The organism is Streptomyces sp. NPDC025651, from assembly GCF_055558735.1.
On the sequence record NZ_JBVHLZ010000005.1, the window covers coordinates 261,018 to 280,510 of the forward strand.

The 19,493-nt window shown below is 71.9% G+C and carries 20 protein-coding genes and 1 pseudogene; 10 read left to right on the forward strand and 11 right to left on the reverse strand.

The features are described from left to right. Window positions 1–116 precede the first annotated feature (116 nt). Both ACZ4D5_RS20555 and ACZ4D5_RS20560 read left to right on the forward strand, forming a co-directional pair. Window positions 117–2,567: a sensor histidine kinase gene (locus ACZ4D5_RS20555; RefSeq protein ID WP_467773801.1), complete on the forward strand. Its 2,451-nt coding sequence runs from the start codon at window positions 117–119 to the stop codon at window positions 2,565–2,567. After that, window positions 2,567–3,211, forward strand: coding sequence for a response regulator (locus ACZ4D5_RS20560; protein WP_467773802.1), 645 nt, complete (start codon window positions 2,567–2,569; stop codon window positions 3,209–3,211). The genes ACZ4D5_RS20555 and ACZ4D5_RS20560 overlap by 1 nt, the downstream gene beginning before the upstream one ends. Here the strand turns inward: ACZ4D5_RS20560 and ACZ4D5_RS20565 are convergent. The 3 genes from ACZ4D5_RS20565 to sodN form a co-directional block, all read right to left on the reverse strand. Then, window positions 3,143–3,670 (reverse strand): response regulator, encoded by a 528-nt coding sequence (locus tag ACZ4D5_RS20565; RefSeq protein ID WP_467773803.1) that lies wholly within the window; start codon window positions 3,668–3,670, stop codon window positions 3,143–3,145. The genes ACZ4D5_RS20560 and ACZ4D5_RS20565 overlap by 69 nt on opposite strands. Before the next feature lie 375 nt (window positions 3,671–4,045). Beyond that, the gene (locus tag ACZ4D5_RS20570) at window positions 4,046–4,600 is read right to left on the reverse strand and encodes a response regulator (RefSeq protein ID WP_467773804.1); all 555 of its coding nucleotides are present in this window, start codon (window positions 4,598–4,600) and stop codon (window positions 4,046–4,048) included. Between the two features lie 231 nt (window positions 4,601–4,831). Then, window positions 4,832–5,227 (reverse strand): superoxide dismutase, Ni, encoded by a 396-nt coding sequence (gene sodN / locus ACZ4D5_RS20575; RefSeq protein ID WP_187811750.1) that lies wholly within the window; start codon window positions 5,225–5,227, stop codon window positions 4,832–4,834. Between the two features lie 144 nt (window positions 5,228–5,371). On the opposite strand from sodN, the gene sodX reads away from it, so the two are divergent. Next, window positions 5,372–5,806, forward strand: coding sequence for a nickel-type superoxide dismutase maturation protease (sodX, locus tag ACZ4D5_RS20580; protein WP_467774041.1), 435 nt, complete (start codon window positions 5,372–5,374; stop codon window positions 5,804–5,806). Here sodX and ACZ4D5_RS20585 read toward each other — a convergent pair. Further along, window positions 5,689–6,339, reverse strand: coding sequence for a CGNR zinc finger domain-containing protein (locus ACZ4D5_RS20585; protein WP_362328664.1), 651 nt, complete (start codon window positions 6,337–6,339; stop codon window positions 5,689–5,691). The genes sodX and ACZ4D5_RS20585 overlap by 118 nt on opposite strands. Window positions 6,340–6,430: 91 nt before the next feature. On the opposite strand from ACZ4D5_RS20585, the gene ACZ4D5_RS20590 reads away from it, so the two are divergent. Continuing rightward, complete coding sequence (locus ACZ4D5_RS20590; RefSeq protein ID WP_467773805.1) at window positions 6,431–7,216, forward strand: methyltransferase domain-containing protein; 786 nt, start codon at window positions 6,431–6,433, stop codon at window positions 7,214–7,216. A gap of 148 nt (window positions 7,217–7,364) precedes the next feature. Here the strand turns inward: ACZ4D5_RS20590 and ACZ4D5_RS20595 are convergent, their stop codons facing one another. The 3 genes from ACZ4D5_RS20595 to ACZ4D5_RS20605 are packed head-to-tail and all read right to left on the reverse strand — an operon-like array spanning window position 7,365 to window position 10,058. Next, the gene (locus tag ACZ4D5_RS20595) at window positions 7,365–8,126 is read right to left on the reverse strand and encodes an amino acid ABC transporter ATP-binding protein (protein WP_467773806.1); all 762 of its coding nucleotides are present in this window, start codon (window positions 8,124–8,126) and stop codon (window positions 7,365–7,367) included. After that, complete coding sequence (locus ACZ4D5_RS20600; protein ID WP_467773807.1) at window positions 8,126–9,067, reverse strand: amino acid ABC transporter permease; 942 nt, start codon at window positions 9,065–9,067, stop codon at window positions 8,126–8,128. The genes ACZ4D5_RS20595 and ACZ4D5_RS20600 overlap by 1 nt, the downstream gene beginning before the upstream one ends. A gap of 34 nt (window positions 9,068–9,101) precedes the next feature. After that, window positions 9,102–10,058, reverse strand: a complete 957-nt coding sequence (locus ACZ4D5_RS20605; RefSeq protein ID WP_467773808.1) for an ABC transporter substrate-binding protein — start codon at window positions 10,056–10,058, stop codon at window positions 9,102–9,104. Window positions 10,059–10,613: 555 nt separating this feature from the next. Here ACZ4D5_RS20605 and ACZ4D5_RS20610 point away from each other — a divergent pair. From ACZ4D5_RS20610 to ACZ4D5_RS20625, 4 genes are all read left to right on the forward strand, one after another. Continuing rightward, window positions 10,614–11,828 carry an NAD(P)-dependent malic enzyme gene (locus ACZ4D5_RS20610; protein WP_467773809.1) on the forward strand — a complete coding sequence of 405 codons (1,215 nt, stop codon included), beginning with the start codon at window positions 10,614–10,616 and terminating at the stop codon, window positions 11,826–11,828. 208 nt (window positions 11,829–12,036) lie between these two features. Continuing rightward, window positions 12,037–12,999 (forward strand): zinc-binding dehydrogenase, encoded by a 963-nt coding sequence (locus ACZ4D5_RS20615; protein ID WP_467773810.1) that lies wholly within the window; start codon window positions 12,037–12,039, stop codon window positions 12,997–12,999. A 126-nt stretch (window positions 13,000–13,125) separates the two neighbouring features. Further along, the gene (locus ACZ4D5_RS20620) at window positions 13,126–13,335 is read left to right on the forward strand and encodes a helix-turn-helix domain-containing protein (protein ID WP_135334012.1); all 210 of its coding nucleotides are present in this window, start codon (window positions 13,126–13,128) and stop codon (window positions 13,333–13,335) included. Beyond that, the gene (locus tag ACZ4D5_RS20625; protein WP_467773811.1) at window positions 13,335–13,931 is read left to right on the forward strand and encodes a Clp protease N-terminal domain-containing protein; all 597 of its coding nucleotides are present in this window, start codon (window positions 13,335–13,337) and stop codon (window positions 13,929–13,931) included. The genes ACZ4D5_RS20620 and ACZ4D5_RS20625 overlap by 1 nt, the downstream gene beginning before the upstream one ends. 197 nt (window positions 13,932–14,128) lie before the next feature. Here the strand turns inward: ACZ4D5_RS20625 and ACZ4D5_RS20630 are convergent, their stop codons facing one another. Both ACZ4D5_RS20630 and ACZ4D5_RS20635 read right to left on the reverse strand, forming a co-directional pair. Further along, window positions 14,129–15,319 carry a PadR family transcriptional regulator gene (locus ACZ4D5_RS20630; protein WP_467773812.1) on the reverse strand — a complete coding sequence of 397 codons (1,191 nt, stop codon included), beginning with the start codon at window positions 15,317–15,319 and terminating at the stop codon, window positions 14,129–14,131. Between the two features lies 1 nt (window position 15,320). Continuing rightward, the gene (locus ACZ4D5_RS20635) at window positions 15,321–16,307 is read right to left on the reverse strand and encodes a DUF4097 family beta strand repeat-containing protein (protein WP_467773813.1); all 987 of its coding nucleotides are present in this window, start codon (window positions 16,305–16,307) and stop codon (window positions 15,321–15,323) included. 170 nt (window positions 16,308–16,477) lie between these two features. On the opposite strand from ACZ4D5_RS20635, the gene ACZ4D5_RS20640 reads away from it, so the two are divergent. Next, complete coding sequence (locus tag ACZ4D5_RS20640) at window positions 16,478–17,302, forward strand: hypothetical protein (RefSeq protein ID WP_467773814.1); 825 nt, start codon at window positions 16,478–16,480, stop codon at window positions 17,300–17,302. A gap of 23 nt (window positions 17,303–17,325) precedes the next feature. Here the strand turns inward: ACZ4D5_RS20640 and ACZ4D5_RS20645 are convergent. Beyond that, window positions 17,326–17,889 (reverse strand): annotated as a pseudogene (locus ACZ4D5_RS20645) (TetR/AcrR family transcriptional regulator); the annotation flags it as partial. Window positions 17,890–18,379: 490 nt separating this feature from the next. Between ACZ4D5_RS20645 and ACZ4D5_RS20650 the strand changes: the two are divergent. After that, on the forward strand, window positions 18,380–19,303 hold the full coding sequence (locus ACZ4D5_RS20650; protein ID WP_467773815.1) for a TIGR03620 family F420-dependent LLM class oxidoreductase: 924 nt from the start codon (window positions 18,380–18,382) through the stop codon (window positions 19,301–19,303). Here ACZ4D5_RS20650 and ACZ4D5_RS20655 read toward each other — a convergent pair whose 3' ends face one another. Continuing rightward, window positions 19,304–19,486, reverse strand: a complete 183-nt coding sequence (locus ACZ4D5_RS20655) for a DUF6104 family protein (RefSeq protein WP_003961784.1) — start codon at window positions 19,484–19,486, stop codon at window positions 19,304–19,306. Window positions 19,487–19,493 lie beyond the last annotated feature (7 nt).

The following is a 19,493-nucleotide window of genomic DNA, read 5'->3' on the forward strand; positions in this document are numbered from 1 at the left end:
TCCAACCAGAGATAGAGGCGTGCCCTCAGCCGTGCCCGCAGCCATGCCCCCGGTCGTGCTCCCGGTTCAGGGCGCGGCCCGGGTCTCGCCCCGGGTCTCGCCCCGGGGACACAGCCGTGCCCCTCCGTATCATCGAGGCCGATATGGAGCGGATACGGAACTGGCTGCTGCCCCTGCTGCTGACGATGGCGCAGCTGGCCTACTGGCCGGGGCGCGCGCTGCGGGAGGGCGAGCCGATCGGCGCGGCCCAGCTGACGGCGGGGCTCGCCGTCGCGGTCGTGCTCACGGTCGGGCTGGCCCTGCGCCGCGGCCGTCCCGTCGCCGCCGCGCTCACCGTCGAGGCCGCCCTGCTCGCCGGTCTTCTGCTCCCGGAGGACGCGACGCTGGTGCACGCCCTGGGCGAGCTGGTCGCGCTGTACTCGGTGGCGGTGCGCCGCCCGGGGCGGACGGCCGCGCTCATCGGCTCCGTCATGGTGCTGTGCGGGACGGTCCGTTCGGCGGTGCTGATCGACTCCGTGGTCGAGGCGGGCAGCGAGGCGCTGGTGAACGCCGCGATCTGCCTGACCGTCGTCGGCCTCGGCCGCAGCCGCCGCCGCTGGCTCGACGGACGCCTGGCCGCCGCGCGCGACCTGGCGCGGGCGGAGTCCGACCGCGGGCGGGCCGCCACCACGGAACGCCGGCGGCTCGCGCGCGAACTGCACGACGTCAGCGCCCACCACCTCACCTCGGTGGTGGTCACCGCGGACATGGCCCTGCGGCTCGCCGACCGCAAGCCCGAACTGACCCCTCAGGCGCTCCGATTCGCGGCGGACAGCGGCCGCGAGACCCTGGCGGCACTCGACCGCCTGGTGGCGATGATGCGGACGTCCGTGGCGGACGAGGAGAGCGCCCTGGAGGAACGCGTCGACGAACTGGCCGCGGGCTTCGCGCGCCTGGGCCTGCGCCCCGCCGTGGACGTGGCACCGGACCTCGTGGCGCTCACGGGCCCGGTGGCCGACGCGGCGTTCGGCATCGTGCGCGAGGCCCTCACGAACGCGCTGCGGTACGCCCCCGGGGCCTCGGTCCGTGTCCGTCTGCGCTCCGTCGCCCCGGACGGCACGGTGCGTCTGACGGTCGAGGACGACGGGGCGGCGGCCGCGGACGCCGGTACGGGCGGCCAGGCTTCGGGCACCGCCGCCCGGCAGCGGCTCGGCTCGGGGCGCGGCACCGCCGGCATGCGGGAGCGGGCGACGGCGCTCGGCGGCAGCCTGGACGCGGGGCCGCGCGGCGACGGCCCCGGCTGGTCCGTGCGCGCACGGCTGCCGCGCGCCGCCACGACGACCCTGCGCCACCGTGCCGCGCGCCACCGGGCCCTGCGCTCGCTCGACCTGTCCGACGGGGCGGTCGCCCTGGCCGTCGCCGTGCTCCCGGTCTTCGCGATCCTCGTCGAGCGCCCCGCCGAGACCGCCCTGGCCTGTGTGCCCGCCGCCGCGCACGCGCTGCCGCTGCTGTGGCGGCGCCGGGCGCCCTGGGCCGTCCTGTGCGCGGTCCTCACGTCGGCCTGGCTCGGCCCCCTCGGTCTCGCCTTCGGGCTGCTGTCACCGGACGTGGCGCTCGGCCTCGTGGCGGCGGGCGGCGTCGCGGAGTGCGTGGCGGTGTACGCGGTGGCGGCGTTCGCGGGTCCGGCGGGCGTTACGTGGCCGGCGATGGGCGCGGGCGCCCTCGGCCTCACCCTGACCTCGCTCGCCCTCGCGGCGGCGGACGGCATGGCGGACCTGAAGGACGACGGAGGCTTCGCCCTCCTGCTCTTCCTGGCCGTCGTCCTGGGCATGGCGTGCATGCTGCCGATGTCCGCGGTCTGGGGCCTGGGCGCGGCGCTGCGGGCACGGCGCGAGCGCATCAGGGCGATGGAGGGCCACGCGCTCACGGCGACGGTGTGGGCGGCGGTCGCGGAGGCGTACGAGGAGCGCCGCCGGATCGCCGTGGAACTGCGCGGCGAGGTCCTGCGGCACGCGGGCGCGGTGGTCACCCGGGCCGAGGCGGGCGACCTGAAGGGGGTCGCGGACGAGGCGAGGGCGGCCCTGTCGGCGATGCGGGACCTCCTGGCCGCCCTGAGAGAGGCAACGTCCGCGCCTGACGCCCACGAGCCGCATCCACGGATGAACGAGACCGTGGCATCCGGTGAGGCTTCGAGGTCTGGCGAGACCTTGGCGTCCGGTGAGGCTTCGGGATCTGGCGAGGTCTCCGGGTCCGGTGAGGCTTCGAGGTCTGGCGAGACCTTGGCGCCCGGTGAGGCTTCGGGGTCCGGCGAGGTCTCCGGGTCCGGTGAGGCCTTGGCATCCCGCAAGCCCTCGGCGCCCCGCAAGATCTCAGCACCCCGCGAGGCCCTGGCGCCCCGCGAACCCCGGCCCCGTCACAAGGGCCCGACCCCCCACGAGAGCCCGAAGGAGGCACCCCCATCACTACCGAGCCCGAGCCCGAGCCCGAGTCCGAGCCCGAGCCCAAGTCCGAGCCCACGCCCGAGCCCGAGCCCAAGTCCGAGCCCATCCCCGCCTCCGCCCCGCAAAGCGCTGGAACCATCCGAGTGATGGTCGTCGACGACCAAGCCGTCGTCCGTGCCGGATTCGCGGCGATCGTCGACGCGGAGCCGGACCTCCAGGTGGTGGCCGAGGCGGAGGACGGCGCGCGTGCCGTCCAGCTGGGGGCCCAACTCGCCCCGGACGTCGTCCTGATGGACATCCGCATGCCCGGCATGGACGGCCTGACGGCGACCCGCCTGCTGACCGCGGCCCCGGGGTCGGCCCCGCGCGTCCTCGTCCTGACCACCTTCGACCAGGACGCCTACGTACACGACGCCCTGCGCGCGGGCGCCTCCGGCTTCCTGCTCAAGGACGCGCAGCCCGAGGAGCTCCTCGCCGGCATCCGCATCGTGGCCTCGGGCGAGGCCATGCTCGCCCCCACCGTCACACGCCGCCTGATCGACGCCTTCGCCGGCACGGCCCCCGCGCCGGACCCCGCGCTCCTGGACTCCCTCACGCCCCGCGAACGCGAGGTCCTGACCCTGGTCGCCGCAGGCCACACGAACGCGGAGATCGCCGAGGCGCTCGGCGTCACGACCGGCACGGTGAAGTCCCATGTCAACGCCCTGCTGGGCAAGTTGGGCCTACGCGACCGGGTCCAGGCCACCATCCTCGCCTACGATCTGGGCCTGGCCAGGCCCAGGAAACGCTGACGTCCGGTTCCCGGTCGCGTCCATGGCCGCGACCTTGGCCCTCAGGTCGTGCACTTCCCGCCGCAGGGTCCGCAACTGCTGGTAGGTGCTGTGGAGGTAGCGCACCTTGGTGCACAGGGGAAGGGGGTCGATCGGCTTCATGATGACGTCGGCCACGCCGAGCTGGAAGGCGGCGACGGACACCTCGCGGCTCACCCCGAAGCCGGTCAGCAGGATGATCGGGATGGACTGCGTCTGTTCGAGGCGGCGGGTGTAGCGCACCACGTCGAGACCGCTGACGTCGGGCATGCGCAGGTCGAGCAGCATCAGCCCGACATCGCCGCGCAGGACCTCTTTGAGCGCCTGCTCGCCGCTGGTCGCGCGGAGCACCTCGCAGTGGAGCGGGGCCAGCGCGCTCTCCAGGGCGAACAACGTGTCCTCATGGTCGTCGACGACGAGGATCTTCGAGTTCTCCGGCATTGCTGTGAGCCCTCCCTCGCAGCCTGACCACCCGTACTCCTGTGCGTAGTTGAGAGAACCATTCTGCTCCAGGAGCGCGGTGCGTTCACCGCCGCGGATGGCGACTTCTCCCAGAAGATCTTGTCGATCTGTCACGACGCGTCAAAGATCGCTGATCACGCGCCTGCGCTCCAGGTCAGGCGCGTGATGTCCGGTTCTTCGGGCGCACGGAAACGTAGACGAGAGCGGCAGACCCGAGCGGCCCCTCTGGGCGCCGACATACTCCCGCGCCGTCGGCGCCCAGGGGCGGGGCGGACCCGGCCGCGGGAGGGGAGCAGACCGCGGTCGGAGTCTGCCCGTGCCACGAGGGTCCTCCTGAATCGGCGGGGAGGTGGCCTAAACGCCGGATTTCGAGTCGGGAGTTCGCCGTGTGGCGGCCGTGGGCTGCACCGGCACGCGGGCTTCCGACGGCTCCGGCACCGGGCCGTTGCCGCTGCTGGGCGCGGGGGTGTGCGTGGCGTCCACCCGGGCCTGGAGGTCGCGCACCTGGTGGCGCAGCGCCTGGAGCTCGGTGGAGGTGGCGTAGAGATAGCGCACCTTGGTGCGCAGGGTGAGAGGGTCGATCGGCTTCATGATGACGTCGGCCACGCCGAGTTGGTAGGCGGCGACGGACACCTCGCGGGTCAGTCCGAAGCCGGTCAGCAGGAGGACGGGGATGGACTGCGTCTGTTCGAGGCGGCGGGTGTAGCGCACCACGTCGAGACCGCTGACGCCGGGCATGCGCAGGTCGAGCAGCATCAGCCCGACATCGCCGCGGAGGATCTCCTTCAGCGCCTGTTCGCCGCCGGTCGCGCGGACCAGCTCACAGTCGAGCGAGGCCAGCGCGCTCTCCAGGGCGAACAACGTGTCCTCATGGTCGTCGACGATGAGGACCTTCGATTTCTCCGGCATATCCATGTCCCCTCTCACGCATAACCCACCGTATTCCCATGCACAGTTGGGCAAACCTTTCGCCTCCGGGAGCGGATCCCCTTCTCGGCCTCCGGCGGATGGTGCGGGTGACGCCTGCCATGCCGAAGGGGCCCGGCCGAGTGAACGGCCGGGCCCCTTCGAAAAGCCCGCTGACCTGCGGAGGTGCACCACCCGCCGGTCAGGCGGACCCCGTGCTCATGAAGCCCTGGATCAGGCCTTCTTGGTCTCCCAGAAGATCTTGTCGATCTGGGCGATGTAGTCGAGCGCCTTCTGGCCCGTGGCCGGGTCGGTCGACGCCTTCGCGGCCGAGAGGGCCTTGAGGGTGTCGTTGACCAGCTGGTGCAGCTCCGGGTACTTCTCGAAGTGCGGGGGCTTGAAGTAGTCGCTCCACAGCACCGAGACGTGGTGCTTGGCGAGCTCGGCGCGCTGCTCCTTGATGACCACGGCGCGCGCCTGGAAGTGCGCGTCGTCGTTGGCGGCCATCTTCTCCTGCACGGCCTTGACCGACTCCGCCTCGATGCGGGCCTGGGCCGGGTCGTACACACCGCAGGGCAGGTCGCAGTGGGCGCTGACCTTCACCTTGGGGGCAAACAGGCGGGAAAGCATGTAGCTGTCCTCCTCGTGATCGTCTTCTCAGGTGGGACATTACTCCGTGAGAGACGTGATTTCGCGAGTGCCCCCATGGGCTTAGGACAAAAGTCCAGGGTCAGACTGGGACTCGTGGAGGATAGGACCGGGGAGGTGCCGGTGATGCCGGAGCTGTCGCAGGAGTCCGAGCGAGGAAGGGCCATCGTGCCGTGGGGCGCGGCGGAGGTGACCGGCCCTTCGATGGTGCCCACGCTGTTCCACGGGGACCGGTTGCTCGTCCGGTGGGGCGCGCGGGTGCGCCCGGGTGACGTGGTGGTCCTGCGCCATCCGTTCCAGCAGGACCTGTTGGTCGTCAAGCGGGCCAAGGAGCGCCGCGACGGTGGCTGGTGGGTGCTCGGCGACAACGCGTTCGCGGGCGGGGACAGCACGGACTACGGCGTCGTCCCCGAGGAACTGGTCCTCGGGAAGGTCAGGTTCCGCTACCGGCCGCCCGCGCCCGACCGGCGCTCGCCGTTCGCGCTGGCGCGCTGGGCGCTGGGGGCCGTGCGGCCGGTGCTCGCCGAGCGCTCCGTCTCCTGGCGCTTCCGGGCGCGGTAGGCGGCGACGTTGGCGCGGGTCGCGCAGCGGTCCGAGCAGTAGCGCCGGGAGCGGTTCGTGGACGTGTCGAGGTAGGCGTTGCGGCACGGCGCCGCCTCGCACAGGCCGAGGCGGTCCACGCCGTGCTCGGTGAGGTGGAAGGCGAGGCCCATCGCGGCGATCGCGGCGTACCCGGCGGTGGCGTTCGAGGAGTGGTCCGCCAGGTGCATGTGCCACAGCGGGCGGCCGTCGTCGTCGCGGTGGTCGTGGCCGGAGATCTGTGGGCTGACCGGGAACTCCAGGAGCAGTGAGTTCAGCAGGTCGACCGCGAGTGTCTCGTCGCCGCCGTCGGCCGCCTCGAAGACGGCCCTGAGCCTGGCCCGCACCGAACGGAAGCGCGTGAGGTCGGAGTCCGTGGCGCGGCGGGCCATCTGCGTGCTCGGCCCGAACAGCTCACGGACCACCTCGACCGACGTCAGCGTGTCCTTGTTGCGCCCCGGCTCCTCCGTGTTGACCAGGCGCACGGCGAAGTCCGAGTAATGGGCCAGTTCCACTTGTAGTCCTTACGGGTGCGGGTTATGGTCATCTCGTCGGCCGGTAATAGCCGATTGCGGTACCAGGGTATTACGGAGTGGAGGGGTTCTGATGACGGAAACGGGGACCGGAGCCGAGACCGCGGCGAAGCTCGGCACCGACTGGCGTGCCTGGCAGGACAGTTGGGACCGCCAGCAGCAGTGGTACCTGCCCGACCGCGAGGAGCGGTTCCGGATCATGCTCGACATGGTCGAGGCCGTGGTCGGCCCCGCGCCGCGCGTGCTCGATCTGGCGTGCGGTACGGGAAGTATTACGGACCGCCTCCTCAAGAGGTTCCCGGACGCCACCAGCGTCGGCGTGGACCTCGACCCCGCGCTGCTCACCATCGCCGAGGGCACGTTCGCCGGCGACGACCGGGTCGCCTTCGTCACCGCCGACCTGAAGGACCCCGAGTGGACCGCGGCGCTCCCGCACGACTCGTACGACGCGGTGCTCACGGCCACCGCCCTGCACTGGCTGCACAGCGGCCCGCTCGCCACGCTCTACGGCCAGGTCGCGGGACTCGTCCGTGACGGCGGCGTCTTCATGAACGCCGACCACATGCCCGACCCGTCCACCCCGCGCCTGAACGCCGCCGAGAGCGCCCTTCGGCACAGCCGGATGGACCGCGCCAAGGCCGAGGGCGTCCTCGACTGGAGGGAGTGGTGGCAGCTGGCCGCCGCCGATCCGGTCCTCGCCGCGCCCACGGCCAAGCGGTTCGAGATCTACGGGGAGCATGCGGACGGGGACATGCCGTCGGTCGAGTGGCACGCGAAGGCTCTGCGCGAGGCGGGATTCGGCGAGGCCCGGGCCGTCTGGGCGTCGCCGTCGGACTCACTGGTCCTTGGCCTGAAGTAGCGCGTTCCCTTTGGCTGCGGGTGCGTGGGGGCTGAGCGCGCGGTCCCCGCGCCCCTTACGGGGCACGGGGACCGCCAGGGGCGCGGGGAACCGCGCGACGAGCCACGAGGCACCCGCACCCGAAATGCGCGCCGAAGGCTGTCGAAGGCTAGAGAACCTTCGACAGGAACGACTGCGTCCGCTCGTGCTGCGGGTTCGACAGGACCTCACGCGGGTGGCCCGACTCGACGACCACACCCCCGTCCATGAAGACGAGGCTGTCGCCGACCTCGCGCGCGAAGCCCATCTCGTGCGTGACGACGATCATCGTCATGCCGGACTCCGCGAGGTCACGCATCACGTCGAGGACGTCGCCCACCAGCTCGGGGTCGAGCGCCGACGTCGGCTCGTCGAACAGCATCAGCTTCGGGTCCATCGCCAGCGCGCGGGCGATCGCCACGCGCTGCTGCTGGCCGCCGGAGAGCTGCGAGGGGTAGTTGCCCGCCTTGTCGGCGAGGCCCACCCGCTCCAGGAGCTGGCCGGCGCGCTCGCGGGCCTGGGCCTTGGGGATGCCCTTGACCTGGACCGGCGCCTCCATGACGTTCTCCAGCGCCGTCATGTGGGGGAAGAGGTTGAAGCGCTGGAAGACCATGCCGATGTCCCGGCGCTTCATGGCGACTTCGCTGTCCTTGAGCTCGTAGAGCTTGTCGCCCTTCTGCCGGTAGCCGACCAGGTCGCCGTCGACGTACAGCCGGCCGGCGTTGATCTTCTCCAGGTGGTTGATGCAGCGCAGGAACGTCGACTTGCCGGAGCCGGACGGGCCGATCAGGCAGAAGACCTCACCGCTCGCCACCTCCAGGTCGATGCCCTTGAGGACCTCTACGTTGCCGAAGGACTTGTGGACGCCTTCGGACTTCACCATGGCGGTCATCAGCGCACACCTCCCGCGCGGTTGCTCAGCGACAACATGTTGGCCTTGATCTTCTGGAAGGGGGTGTCCGGCAGGGAGCGGGACGAGCCGCGTGCGTAGTACCGCTCCAGGTAGAACTGGCCGACGCTGAGGATCGACGTCATGATCAGGTACCAGCAGGCGGCGAGCAGCAGCGTCTCCACCGTCGCGCCCGACGAGGTGCCGATGTCCTGGGCGTACTTGAGGAGCTCGTAGTACTGGACGGCCGCGACGAGCGAGGTCGTCTTGAGCATGTTGATGACCTCGTTGCCCGTCGGCGGCACGATCACGCGCATCGCCTGCGGGAGCACCACGCGGCGCAGCGTCTTGTTGTGGCTCATGCCGAGCGCGTGCGACGCCTCGGTCTGGCCCTCGTCGACCGAGAGGAGACCGGCGCGGCAGATCTCCGCCATGTACGCCGCCTCGTTGAGGCCGAGGCCGAGCAGCGCCGTCAGGAACGGCGTCATGAAGTCCGACCACTCGTCCTTGTAGATCGGACCGAGGTTGATGTAGTCGAAGACGAAGCCGAGGTTGAACCAGACGAAGAGCTGGACCAGGACCGGCGTACCGCGGAAGAACCAGATGTAGAACCAGGCGATCGACGACGTCACCGGGTTCTTCGACAGGCGCATCACGGACAGGATCACACCGCCGACGACACCGATGAGCATCGAGAGGAAGGTGAGGATCAGTGTCTCGCGGACACCCTTGAGGATGCGCTCGTCGAAGAAGTTGTCGGGGATCGCGCCCCAGTTGATGTCACCCTGCGAGAAGGCGTACACGATCGAGCCGAGCACGCCGATCGCGAGGACGGCGGCCACGTAGCGGCCGAAGTGGCGGACCGGAATGGCCTTGATGGCCTCCGCGGGGCGGGCCGTCGGGACGTCGTCCGCGGGGTCCTTCTTGGAGATGTCTGGGGTCACGGGAGTGCCCTTTCAGCGACTAGGAGGGACGCGGTCACTTGCCGCCGTTGATCTTGGCTTCCTCGACCGCGCCGTCCTCGACGCCCCACTTCTTGATGATCTTCTCGTACTCGCCGTTCTTGATGATCGCGTCGAGCGCGGCCTTGATCGCGTCGCGCAGCTCGGGGTTGTTCTTGGAGACCGCGATGCCGTACGGGGCCGCCTCGACCTGCTCGCCGACCAGCTCGAAGTCCTTGCCGCCGCCCGAGGTCTTCACCGCGTACGCGGCGACGGGGAAGTCGGACGAGCCCGCGTCCGCGCCGCCGGAGCGCAGCCGGGTCTGGGCCTGCTGGTCGTTGTCGAACTGCTCGATCGCGATCTTCTTGCCGTCCTTGCACTTCTTCGACTCGGACTTGGCCAAGTCGTGCGAGACGGTGCCGCGCTGGACGACGATCTTCTTGCCGCAGAGGTCGGCCCAGGTCTTGATGCCCTGGTCGTCGCCCTTCTTGGTGTAGATCGAGACGCCCGCCGTGAAGTAGTCGATGAAGTCGACGCCGGTACCGACCTTCTTGCCGGTCTCCTCGTCGATGCCCTCCTGGCGGTTCTTGGTGTCGGTCATGGCCGACATGGCGACCTGGTAGCGCTTGGAGCGCAGACCGCCGAGGAGGGTGTCGAAGGTGCCGTTCTCGAACTCGAACTCCACGCCGAGCTGCTTGCCGAGTGCCGCGCCCAGGTCCGGGTCGATGCCGACGGTCTTGCCGTCCTTGTCCTTGAACTCGACCGGCGGGTAGGCGATGTCGGACCCGACCTTGATGACGCCCTTGTCGCGGATGTCCTTGGGCAGCTTGTCGGCGAGCGGCGCGTTGCCGACCGAGTTGCTCCCCTTGTCCTTGGTCTGGTCGCCGCAGCCGGTCAGCAGCAGCGAGCCGGCGACCGCGATCGCGCCGACCGCGACAATCCGGGACCTTGCGGACTTGGCGGCGGTCTTACGACAAAGGGAGCTGGCGGTCATGGTGGGTCCTCCGGCGGATGAGGGAGTTGCCGATGAGTCGTGCACACACCTTCGGGTGTCGCGACCTCGTGTGATGACGGCATCTTGCCATTCGGACCGTCCGATTCTGGGTGCTCGCGATGTCAAAATCGGATAACGGGAGTGCCTCGAAACCCAACACCCCGGTACGGCAAGGACATCCGGGTGTGCGAGCGAATCGGTGTCAACCGATCGATATCCAGTGAATCTCGCGATGTGGACCGCTGAAGTGCCCTATCCGGAGAATTCGGACATCGGTTGGTTGGGGCGGCGCCCGGTCGAGCCCAGGGGCCTTCGGCCCGGCCTCGGGGGACGTCTGCCGGGGACGCTGCAACCAATGTCACTCGCCCGTGCCCGCCGCCTTCCGGTAGAAAGGCTCTTTACACCCCTCATCCGGGGCCCAGGGCGCGTGTGCGGCGCGCTCGCGTGTCCGTACCTCCCTCCGCCGACAGGCGGAGAACGGACGCGGTGCCCGCCCACTTCTCAACCGGGAGTGGACACCCTCAACGAATGAATAAGACTTAAGGGGTCAGACAAGTGGCAGCGGAGATCGTCAATCCTCGCAGCGACAGCAGTACGGATCACGAAGGCGCGGAGGAGCCCTTCGATCCGGCGTTTGCGCTGCACCGCGGCGGCAAGATGGCCGTGCAGGCCACCGTGCCGGTCCGCGACAAGGACGACCTGTCCCTGGCGTACACGCCCGGCGTCGCGAAAGTGTGCAGCGCGATCGCCGAGCAGCCGGAACTCGTCCACGACTACACGTGGAAATCCAATGTCGTCGCCGTGGTGACCGACGGGACCGCCGTGCTCGGTCTCGGGGACATCGGCGCCGAGGCCTCCCTCCCCGTCATGGAGGGCAAGGCGATTCTGTTCAAGCAGTTCGGCGGCGTGGACGCGGTGCCGATCGCGCTCGCGACGACGGACGCCGACGAGATCGTCGACACCGTGGTGCGGCTCGCCCCGTCCTTCGGCGGCGTGAACCTCGAGGACATCTCGGCGCCCCGGTGCTTCGAGATCGAGCGCAAGCTCCAGGAGCGGCTCGACATCCCCGTCTTCCACGACGACCAGCACGGCACGGCCGTCGTGACGCTGGCGGCGCTGCGGAACGCGGCGAAGCTGACCGGGCGCACGCTCGGCGACCTGCGGGCCGTCATCTCCGGGGCGGGCGCGGCCGGTGTCGCCATCGCCAAGTTCCTGCTCGAGGCGGGCCTCGGCGATGTGGCGGTCGCGGACCGCAAGGGCGTCGTGAGCCGTGACCGGGACGACCTCACCCCGGTCAAGCGCGAGCTCGCGGAGATCACCAACAAGGCCGGGATCAGCGGCTCGCTGGAGGCCGCGCTGGCCGGAGCCGACGTGTTCATCGGCGTCTCGGGCGGCACCGTTCCCGAGCCCGCGGTCGCCTCCATGGCGCCGAACTCCTTCGTGTTCGCCATGGCCAACCCGAACCCCGAGGTCCACCCGGACGTCGCGCACAAGTACGCGGCCGTGGTGGCGACCGGTCGTTCGGACTTCCCGAACCAGATCAACAACGTGCTCGCGTTCCCCGGCATCTTCGCGGGCGCGCTGCAGGTGCGGGCCTCCCGGATCACCGAGGGCATGAAGATCGCGGCGGCCAACGCGCTCGCGGACGTCGTCGGGGACGAGCTCTCCGCCGACTACGTGATCCCCTCGCCGTTCGACGAGCGGGTCGCCCCGGCCGTGACGGCGGCGGTCGCCGCTGCCGCCCGCGCGGAGGGTGTCGCCCGCCGCTGACGCCGTCCGGTTGGTGCCCACGTCTGGTGTGTGCCGCGCCCCCTGTCGTGCCTCGTCGGCGCGGCAGGGGGCGCGGTGCGTTCGGGGTCGCCCGGCGGTGCTGCGTACGGAGGTGTCCGGTGGCGCCGCGTACGGCGGCGTCCGCAGCGGCGCGTGTCACAGGCGTACGTGGTTCCGCGCGGGCCCGCATCGCGCCTAGGGTCGGCTCATGTTCGCTGCCTACGCCGCCCGTATCGACCGTGACCAGCCGCTCAACGGCCTCGAGTTGGGGGAGCGACCCGCTCCCGAGGCCCGCCCGGGCTGGTCGACCGTGAAGGTCAGGGCCGCCTCCCTCAACCACCACGATCTGTGGTCGCTGCGCGGGGTCGGCCTGGCCGAGGACAAGCTGCCGATGATCCTCGGCTGTGACGCCGCAGGGATCGACGAGGACGGGAACGAGGTGGTCCTCCACTCCGTCATCGGGCAGTCGGGGCACGGCGTCGGGCCCCGTGAGGGGCGCTCCATCCTGACGGAGAAGTACCAGGGCACGTTCGCCGAGAGTGTCGCGGTCCCCACCTGGAACGTGCTGCCCAAGCCGAAGGAGCTGTCCTTCGCTGAGGCGGCCTGTCTGCCGACCGCGTGGCTGACCGCGTACCGCATGCTCTTCACCAACGCCGGTGTGCGGCCCGGGGATTCGGTCCTCGTGCAGGGTGCGGGCGGCGGCGTCGCCACGGCCGCGATCGTGCTCGGCAAGGCGGCGGGCCTGCGGGTCTTCGCCACGAGCCGGGACGGGGCCAAGCGCAAGCGGGCCCTCGAACTGGGCGCGGTGGAGGCGGTGGAGGCGGGCGCGCGGCTCCCGCAGCGCGTGGACGCCGTCATCGAGACGGTGGGCGCGGCGACCTGGTCGCACTCGGTCAAGTCGCTGAAGCCGGGCGGCACTCTGGTGATCTCGGGGGCGACCAGCGGTGACCGTCCCTCGCACGCCGAGCTCACCCGGATCTTCTTCCTGGAGCTGAAGGTCGTCGGCTCGACCATGGGCACCAAGGACGAGCTGGAGGACCTGCTCGCCTTCTGCGCGGCCACGGGTGTGCGACCGGTGGTCGACGAGGTGCTGCCCCTGGACCGGGCGCGCGAGGGCTTCGAGCGCCTGGAGTCCGGCGAGCAGTTCGGCAAGATCGTGCTGGAGGTCTGAGGGGCTTCGTGCGGGACGGAGTGGAGGGGCGGCGGCCGAAGGGGCCGCCGCCCCTCTTGCGTGTTCGCTTCCCACTTCACGTCAACCATGGTTGACATCCCCGCTCTGTCAACCTAAGTTGACACCATGACCGAAGCAACGGATCTCGCCGAGCGCGCGGGTGATCGCGACCCCCGGGTCGGGCTGCGAGCCGTGACCGCGCTGCGGAAGCTGGTGGAGCAGCTGGAGGCCGTGCAGGTGCGCAGTGCGCGCCGGCAGGGCTGGTCGTGGCAGGAGATCGCCGCGGAGCTCGGAGTGAGCAGGCAGGCCGTGCACAAGAAGTACGGGAGGCAGTGATGTTCGAACGGTTCACCGAGGACGCCCGCGCCGTGGTCGAGGGCGCGGTCGGGCAGGCGGAGCGGGCGGGTGCCGCGTCGGTCGACGACGGCCATCTGCTGCTCTCCCTGCTGGCGCAGCTCGACCAGGGGACCGGCAGTCGTGCCGCCTTCGCGCTGACGGCCCTGGGGGCCGCGGACCGCCGCGCGTCGATCGAGCGGGCCCTCGCCGAGGCGCGGCGCAGGGGCGGCCTCTCCCAGGCCGAGTCCGATGCTCTGGCCGGCCTCGGCATCGACGTCGACGAGATCGTCTCCCGGGTCGAAGAGGCGCACGGGGCCGGGGTGTTGGCCGGTTCGGGCGCCGCCGGGGGAGGCGGTGCGGGCCGGGGGCGCAGGGGTCTGTTGGCCCGGGCCGGCCATCTGCCCTTCACGCGGGACGCCAAGCAGGTCCTGACGAAGTCCCTGCGCATCGCGACAGCGCGCCGCGACCGGACGATCGGCGGCCAGCACATGCTCCTGGCCCTCACCGTCCGCCCCGGCGTGGTCTCCGAGGTCCTCGCGGACCACGGGGTGACCTACGCGGAACTGGAACGGACTCTCTTCACGAAGGCACCCTGAGGCACGGCGCACGCGACCGGGCGCGCCGCCCGGAGCGCCACCTCACAGCACGGCGAGCGCGCGCCCCCCGGCTGGGCAGGGGGCGCGTTGGCCGCGTCGCGTGGGTGTTCAGGCCTTGGTGTGTGCTGGGTGGTGCCCATGGGTGTTGTGGCGCGGGTGTGCCTCGGGTGAGTGGGGGGGGCTGTGCCTTGTGGGTGTCAGGGTCCCGGCGTGCGCAGTGCGGCGCCGATGTGTGCCGCTGCCTGGGACAAGTGGCGGCGGGCGTCGCGCAGTTGGTCCTCCGTCACGCCGTGGTCGCGGGCCGCGTCGCGGATGTCGTCCCGGAAGCGGTCCAGGAGGCGGTCCAGGTCGCGGGCGGGGTTACCCGTCGAGTCCTCGTGGGCCCACTCGGGGGTGTGTTCCACGGGGAGATCCTCGGGGGCGGCGCTGAACTGGGGCCCGGCGCCTGCCGCTTGCGTGGATTCCGGGGTCGATGCGGCCCCCGCGGCTGCGGTGCGCGGCGCCTCGGATCCCGCGTCCTTGGAGGTCGGGGCGCTCTTCGCGCCCGCCGGGCCGCAGTCCGCGCGCCCGGATGCCGAGTCCCGTCCGGCTCCGCTTCCCGCCTCGGGCCACGAGCCGAACGCCTTGCCGAAGTCCTTGCCGAACTCGCCGAACTCCTTGGCCAGTTCGGTGAGTCCCTCCCGCACGCCCGTCGGCCAGTCACCCCGCGTGAAGTGGTCCTGGACCTGCTCCTGCACGCGCCGCGCGATGCGCTGGACCTCTTCCTGGGCTTGGGCCCGCGCCTGCTCCTGGGCGTCCTTGGCCATGCGGCGGGCCCGCTGGGCCTCCTCGCGGGCCCGGCGGCTCTCGTCCTTCGCGCGCCGCGCCTGCTCCTTCCACTCCTGCTTGGCCCGCTTGAACTCCTCCTTCGCCTGGCGCCAGCCCTCCTTGTCGCCCCAGGCGCCCTCGAAGAAGTCGGCCGGGTCGGGGAAGGACTTGCCCGTGCCCGCCCCGCCCGAGGCGCGCGCCTCTCGGACCGCCGCCCGCATCTCGCGGCGCAGCTCACCCGCCGCGCCCTGGACGCCGTCACGGATCTCGGCGGCCAGCTCGGCGACCGACTCGCGGATCTCCAGCTCCAGGTCGGCCAGCTCGCCGCTGCGGTCGGCCAGTTCGGCGCGGCCGGCGTCCGTGATGGCGTACACCTTCCGGCCGCCCTCGGTGGTGTGCGTGACCAGGCCCTCGGCCTCCAGCTTCGCGAGGCGGGGGTAGACCGTGCCCGCCGATGGCGCGTACAGGCCCTGGAAGCGCTCTTCGAGGAGGCGGATCACTTCATAGCCGTGGCGCGGGGCCTCGTCCAGCAGCTTGAGCAGGTACAGGCGCAGGCGGCCGTGGGCGAACACCGGGGGCATCTCAGAGCACCTTCTTGTCGGTCGGGCCGTCGGTCGGCGCGGGGGCGTCGGTCGGGGCGGTGGCGGCGCCGGCGGACTCGGCGTCCGCCGGTGGGGTGTCCGTCGGAGGGGCGCTCGCGGCGGGCTCGGCGGTGTCCGCCGGGGCGACGTCCAAGGGGACGTCGTCGTATGGATCTTCCTCCATCGGTGGCCTGCGCAGGAGCGCGATGGACCCCGTGACCGTCGTCGCCCTGAGCTTTCCCGTGCCCGAGCCCAGCCTGCCCGTGATCCGCTTGGCCCCCCACTGCCCGCCCACCCGCAGGTCCTCGAAGGCGTTCGACACGGCGCCGCTCGCGGTGTCCACCTCGACCTCCGCGTCCGCGGGGTGCGGCAGTCGGATCGCTATCTCGCCGGAGACGCTCGTCAGGGCGACGTCGGCCGTGCGGCCCGCCGGGTCGAGGTCCACGATCATCGCGCCGCTCACCGACTCGGCCCGGACGGAGGAGCCCGCGGCCTCGACGACGGTGAGGTTGCCCGACACCGAGTTGAACTTCAGGTCGCCGGTGACGCCCTGCGCCTCCACGTTCCCCGAGACGGTGTCCGCGCGGACCGGGCCCGCGAGGCCGAGCAGGGTCGTGTCGCCGGTGACGCCCTTGACCGCCGCGCGCCCCTGCGTGCCGGAGACCACGGCGCCGGCGCCGACCACGCCGACCTCGACGTCCGTCCCCGCGGGCACCGCCAGGGAGACCACCGCGCTGCGGCGCCAGCCCTTGCGGTCGAGCCACTTCAGGAAGCCCTTCCAGGGCAGGTCGTCATAGGCGACGGTGAGGGTGCCGTCCTCGTGGGTGACCGTCAGGGGAGGGCCCTCGATCTCGGAGACCTCCAGGCGGGCGGAACTTTCGTCCGTGCCCACCACGTTCACCCTGCCGCTGACGATCCGTACGTGGAGTGCTGTCACGGGGGTGTCGAACGTGAGCTTCCGAGGCGCGGTGACGGACCACTCTGACATGACCTGACCTCCTTGACGGGCCGGACGCGACGCGCCATATCGCGTCTCTGACATTCACGATATATCGCGGATCGCGGAAGTCAAGACAGTTGCGGGACGAACCCCTCGTACGGGCTGCCGTACGTCGGGGTTTATGCGCCGAATGCTGCGATCTGTCCTAGCGTGGGGCCATGTCGTCCGATGCTTCTTCGCCTGACGTGCCTCCCGGCGCGCTGCTGCTCTGCCGCGCCGAGTCCGATTCCGTCGAGCCCGTGGCCCAGCTGCTCCGCGAGCGGATGCTGCTCGCGGAGGCCGGGCCCGGCTGGAGCGTGCTGGTGCCCGAGGGGAAGCCCTGGCTGCACGGCGAGGAGCCGGTGGACCGGGTGCTCACCGGGTGGGCGACCGCGCTGGCCGTCGGCTCCGGCTGGCCCGTGCTCGCCCTGTGGTGGGACGCCGACCGGTCCGGCTACACCCTCGCGGCGGGCTTCCGGCGCACCGTCGGCTACGTATGGCTGGCGAACGGGACACCCGTCGGCGAGGACGAGGCGATGCGGACGTTCGCGGCGCGCCTGGGCCTCGACCCCGTTCTGGACATGCAGTCCCTGGAGGCGCTCGCCCGGCCCGACACGGAGGCCGACGCGCGGGCGAGGATGCGGGGTCTCCTCGCGGTCCTGACGCGTACGGGCCTCGCCCTGCCGCCGGGCCTCGCCCCCGGCGAACCGGCCGACCGGCTGCGCGAGGTGGCCCGGGTCCAGCGGGGTGTGCGACAGGTCGAGTGGTCCGGGTGGCGGGACGCCGTGCGCGCGGAGTTCGACGTGGTCGAGAAGGGGCCGCTCGGCCCCTGGGTGCGCGGACCCAAGGCGCGGGCGCTGGCCGCCGCGCAGGTGGCGGCGGGGCTGCCGCTCGCGGTGTGGGCGGTGCGCAGGCGCAGCGGGGGATGGGCCGCGGCGGCCGCGCTGCTCCTCGTGCAGGGGGCGGTGGGCCTCGCGTACGACCGCATGAGGGCGCGCGACTGAGTCGGCGACGCCCTTCCCGCGGCTCAGCGCCGGCGCACGGCGTCCAGGACCAGGGCGAGGAGGCGGTCCGGCTGGTCCGGGTCCGCCGTCGCGTGTGCCGTCGACAGGGCGATGCCGACCACCAGCTGGACCAGGTCGGCGGCGGTGAGGTCGGGGCGGGCCGAGCCGGAGCGCTGGGCGCGGGTCAGGAGGAGCCGGGCCGTTTCCTCGATGCGCTGATGGCAGTCGAAGCCGAGGGCGTCGGGCCGCTCCAGCTCCTCGATCAGCAGGGCGCCGCCGAGGCCCTGGTTCACGCGCGCGTGGGCGAGGAGGGCGCGCAGCCACTCGGCCAGCGCGTCGTCGGGTGAGTCGGCCCCGAGCAGCTCGTCCGTGCGGCCGCACAGCGTGTCGATGCGGTCCCGGAGCACCGCGGTCAGGAGCGCGGGCCGACTGGGAAAGTGCCGGTAGAGCGTGCCGGGCCCGACGCCCGCACGTCGGGCGATCTCGTTGAGCGACGCCTCGGGCCCCGCCTCCGCGAACGCCTCACGCGCCGCGTCGACGATGCGCTCCCGATTGCGCCGGGCGTCCGCACGGGGCTGCCGGGGGGCGACCGCCTCGTCGGCGCCGGTCCGGCGCCCGGCGGACGCGTCGCGCGCGCCACGACGGCACCCGGCGGACGCCTCGTTGGTACGGGTCTGGTGGTCCGTGGGTGCCTCGTCGGTGCGGGCCCGATGGCCCGCGGATGCCTCGTTGGTACGGGCCCCGTGGCCCGCGGACGCCTCGCCGGTGCGGGCCCCGTGGTCCGCGGACGTCTCGCCGGTGCGGGCCCCGTGGTCCGCGGACGTCTCGCCGCCGCCGGGGCGGCGGTCGGCGCTCGCCGTGGCCGGGCGGGTCCGGTCGGCGGGGGCCCGGTCGGCGTGGCCCGCCTCGCCCGTGCCCGTCGGGCTCTCTCCGTCTCCGCCGCGCTCCTGGGATGTCGTCACCGGGTCATCCTCGCCTCCCCCGGGCGCCGGGGGCTAGCTATGCGGAGAGGTTCTCCGTATCGTGTCTCCGCCAGGTAAGCGGAGAGGTTCTCCGGAAAGTGGAAGGGGTGGCGGCATGCGTGGAGTGCCGGAGAAGGGTGCGCTCGGCGACGTCGGAGTCTGGACCTTCGCCTTTGAGGGGCACCCCGCGGGGGCGGTGCGGGAAGCTGCGGCCGAGATCGAGGAGTTGGGGTACGGGGCCCTCTGGTACGGGGAGGCCTACGGGCGCGATGCCGTCGGGCAGGCCTGGTTGTTGCTGTCCGCCACGCGCCGCATGGTCGTCGCGTCCGGCATCGCCAACATCGCCTTCCGCGAGCCCCTGACGCTCGCCGCAGCCGAGCGCACGCTCGGCGATGCCTTCCCCGGGCGCTATCTGCTCGGCCTCGGCGGGCACCGCGTCGACGACACCGTCTCCGAGGTCGACGGGTACGCCGTTCCCACGCGCGGGAAGGCGCTTTCGACCATGCGCCGCTATCTGGACTCCATGGACGCCGCCCCGGCGCACGGGCCCGCCCCCGACCCCGCCCCGCGCCGCGTCCTGGCCGCGCTCGGCCCGAAGATGCTGGAGCTGGCAGCCGAGCGCACCTGGGGCGCCCACCCGTACTTCGTCTCCGTCGAGCACACCGCGCGGGCACGGAAGATCATGGGGCCGGACGCGTTCCTCGGCGTCGAGCAGGCCGTCGTCCTCGACACGGACGTCGACCGCGCCCGCGAGGTGGCCGCCCGGCACGTCGGCTTCTACGTCACGGGCGCACCCCATCAGGCGGCGAACGTACGTCGCCTGGGGTTCGGCGACGAGGACATCGCGGGCGGACGGCCCAGCCGCCGCCTCGTCGACGCGATCGTCGCCTACGGAGACGTGGACGCCCTCCACGCGCGCGTGCGCGAACACCTCGACGCGGGCGCCGACCACGTCTGCGTACAGGTGCTCACCGGTGATCCGGCCGCCCTGCCGCTGCCGCAGTGGCGGGAGCTGGCCCCCGCCCTGCTCGACGGGTGACTACTCGTCCTCGTCCTCGTCGTCGAGGCGCGCCAGCCAGGTCGCCAGGCGCTCCACCGGGACCTCGAAGTCCGGGTTGAGATCCACGAAGGTGCGGAGCTGCTCGGCGAGCCACTCGAAGGTGACCTCCTCCTCGCCGCGCCGCTTCTCCAGCTCCTCGATGCCACGGTCGGTGAAGTACAACTCATGC